This window comes from Vulcanococcus sp. CPBay_Sum15L08_68, from assembly GCF_017855895.1.
Classification (GTDB): domain Bacteria; phylum Cyanobacteriota; class Cyanobacteriia; order PCC-6307; family Cyanobiaceae; genus Vulcanococcus.
This window is the reverse complement of sequence record NZ_JAFMFX010000115.1, coordinates 1-2,795: the sequence shown is the minus strand read 5'-3', so window position 1 is coordinate 2,795 and position 2,795 is coordinate 1. Positions and strand designations below refer to the sequence as shown.

At 62.9% G+C, this 2,795-nt stretch carries 3 protein-coding genes, 1 tRNA gene and 1 pseudogene; all 5 read left to right on the top strand.

Features of this window, described 5'->3' with window-relative positions:
* Positions 1 to 75 (top strand): annotated as a pseudogene (locus QZ189_RS11065) (cytochrome b6-f complex iron-sulfur subunit); the annotation flags it as partial.
* Between the two features lie 38 nt (positions 76 to 113).
* The gene (gene petA / locus QZ189_RS11060) at positions 114 to 1,046 is read left to right on the top strand and encodes a cytochrome f (protein ID WP_247479742.1); all 933 of its coding nucleotides are present in this window, start codon (positions 114 to 116) and stop codon (positions 1,044 to 1,046) included.
* Positions 1,047 to 1,057: 11 nt separating this feature from the next.
* Positions 1,058 to 1,900, top strand: a complete 843-nt coding sequence (gene lgt / locus QZ189_RS11055; protein ID WP_296416035.1) for a prolipoprotein diacylglyceryl transferase — start codon at positions 1,058 to 1,060, stop codon at positions 1,898 to 1,900.
* Entirely contained in the window at positions 1,897 to 2,670 is a 774-nt protein-coding gene (gene cobM / locus QZ189_RS11050; protein ID WP_247479231.1) for a precorrin-4 C(11)-methyltransferase, read from the top strand. The genes lgt and cobM overlap by 4 nt, the downstream gene beginning before the upstream one ends.
* A 54-nt stretch (positions 2,671 to 2,724) precedes the next feature.
* Positions 2,725 to 2,795 (top strand) — tRNA-Val (locus QZ189_RS11045).

Below are 2,795 nucleotides of genomic sequence, written 5' to 3'. Positions count from 1 at the left end.
GAGAACGACAACGTGTTCCTGAGCCAGTGGACCGAAACCGATTTCCGCACCGGCGAGAAGCCCTGGTGGGTCTGATCTCCTCCCCAACCGTTTCCCTCTCGCCCCCACGCCCCATGCGTCGCTCCTTCTCCCTGCTGCTGAGTTCGGTTCTGGTTCTCGGCGCACTCTTCTTTGCTCCTCAGGCCAGCTGGGCTTATCCCTTCTGGGCACAGCAGCAGTACGACTACCCCCGGGAAGCCACCGGCAAGCTGGCCTGCGCCAACTGCCACCTGGCGAAGAAGCCCACCCACGTGGAACTGCCCCAAGCGGTCTTCCCCGATGAGGTCTTCAAGGTTGAAGTCGAGATCCCTTACGACACCAGCGTTCAGCAGGTGTCTGGCGATGGCTCTCCCACCGGCCTGAACGTGGGTGCTGTCGTGATGCTTCCCGACGGTTTCAAACTCGCTCCCGCTGATCGTCTGACCGACGAACTCAAGGAAGAGACCGAAGGCGTTTACGTCACCACCTGGGACGAAGAGAACCCCAACATCCTGTTGGTCGGTCCCCTGCCCGGCGATGACCACCAGAAGATCGTCTTCCCGATCCTCTCGCCTGACCCCGCTGCCGATAGCAACATCCACTTCGGCAAGTTCCAGCTGCACGTCGGCGGTAACCGCGGCCGCGGTCAGGTGTACCCCACCGGTGAGAAGAGCAACAACGGCGTCTTTAACGCTTCTGCTGCTGGCACCGTTGAAGCGATCAACGCCGGTGACGCCGGTGCCTCCGTTGTCGTCATCAAGACCGCCGACGGCAACAGCGTGAGCGACACCATCCCCGCTGGCCCCACCGTCACTGCCCAAGTGGGCGATGTGGTCGCCGCTGGTGCAGCCCTGACCAATGACCCCAACGTGGGTGGCTTCGGTCAACTGGATGCTGAGGTCGTTCTGCAGAACCCCGTGCGCATCTACGGCTTGCTGGCCTTCTTCGCCGCCGTGGCTCTTGCCCAGATCATGCTTGTTCTGAAGAAGAAGCAGTTCGAGAAGGTGCAGGCCGCCGAAGGCCTTTGATGCCCTTCGCTGTGTTCACCTCCCCTGGCCCCTTGCTGTTTCAGCTGGGGCCATTTTCTTTGCGTTGGTACGGGCTGCTCATCGCGATTGCGGTGCTCTGCGGACTCGCCCTGGCCACCCGCCTGGGCAAAGAGCGGGGCATCGATTCGACGTTGATCGCCGATCTGCTGCCACTGCTGGTCCTGGCGGCCGTCGTTGGTGCCCGGATCTACTACGTCACCTTTGAGTGGCGTCAGTACCGCTTCAACTGGCTGGATGCACTGGCCATCTGGCGCGGCGGCATTGCCATCCACGGGGCCCTGATTGGTGGGACCTTGGCGGTGATCCTGTACAGCCGCTGGCGCAAGATCGCCTTCTGGAATCTGCTGGATGTCCTGCTTCCCTCGGTGGCACTGGGCCAGGCCATCGGTCGCTGGGGGAACTTTTTTAATTCCGAGGCCTTCGGTCTTCCCACGGACCTTCCCTGGAAGCTGACCATCCCGTTTTCGAACCGACCGGTTGAATTTCTCGATCAATCGACCTTTCACCCGACCTTTCTCTACGAGTCGATCTGGAACCTGGGCGTCCTGCTGCTGCTGCTCTGGCTGTTTCGGCGGGGAATGGAAGGGCGGATCGCACTGCCTGCTGGCGCCCTGAGCTGCGTCTATCTGATGAGTTACAGCTGCGGTCGCCTTTGGATTGAAGGACTGCGGATTGATCCGCTCTGCCTGATGGGGACACCGCCCTACTGCGCCGGTGGACTGCGCATGGCCCAGCTGATCAGCCTGGTCTTGATCGCGCTGGGTGGCTTGGGCCTCTACTGGCTCTATGGCCGCAAACGCCCCCTACCCGACCCCAGCGGAGTGAAGCCATGAGCACGACCACGGGAAAGGTCTGGATTGTTGGAGCGGGCCCAGGCGCTCCCGATCTGCTGACCCTGCGGGCAGCCAGAACGATTGAACAAGCGGAGGTCCTGATCTGGACCGATTCGCTGGTCAATCCTCAGCTGGCGGCAATGGCGCCCCAGGACTGCGAGCGGATCCGAACCAGCACCCTGACCTTGGAGGAGGTGATGCTGCTGATGCTCGATCGCGTCAAGCAGGGCAAGCGCGTGGTGCGCCTGCATGACGGAGACACTTGCCTCTACAGCGCCCTCAACGAACAGCTCTGCCGCTTGCTCGATGCCGATGTTGCCGTGGAGGTCGTCCCCGGACTCAGTGCTTATCAGGCCACTGCCGCCCGCCTGAACAGCGAGCTCACCATTCCCGGACTGGTGCAGACGATTGTGCTTGGCAGGGCAGGGGGGCGAACCGGCGTGCCAGAGAGCGAGTCCCTGGAGCGTCTGGCATCGCTCAAGGCCTCCCTCTGCCTGTACCTCAGTGCTCGGCACGTCGAGGAGGTGCAGCGTGAACTGCTGCTGCACTATCCAGCGGACACCCCTGTGGCCATTGGCTATCGCGTCAGCTGGCCCGATGAGTGGATCAGCGTTGTCCCCCTGAAGGACATCGATCGGGTCAGCCGCGAGCGCGAGCTGATCCGCACGACCCTCTACGTGGTGAGCCCCGCCCTCGCGGCCCCTGGGGGCCCCCGCTCCAAGCTCTATTCAGCGAGCCACAACCACCTCTTCCGCGGCGGCGCTGAGTAGGCCCGCCGCGCGGCCATGATCTAAGCTCTGACTGCGCGAGCGATGAGCGCACGCGGGCGATTAGCACAGCGGTAGCGCACTTCCTTCACACGGAAGGGGTCACTGGTTCGAATCCAGTATCGCCC

What these genes read in the sequence shown, in the direction of transcription:
- petA (WP_247479742.1), top strand. Translation starts at nt 114, where the DNA reads ATGCGTCGCTCCTTCTCCCTGCTGCTGAGTTCGGTTCTGGTTCTCGGC.
- cobM (WP_247479231.1), top strand. Translation starts at nt 1,897, where the DNA reads ATGAGCACGACCACGGGAAAGGTCTGGATTGTTGGAGCGGGCCCAGGC.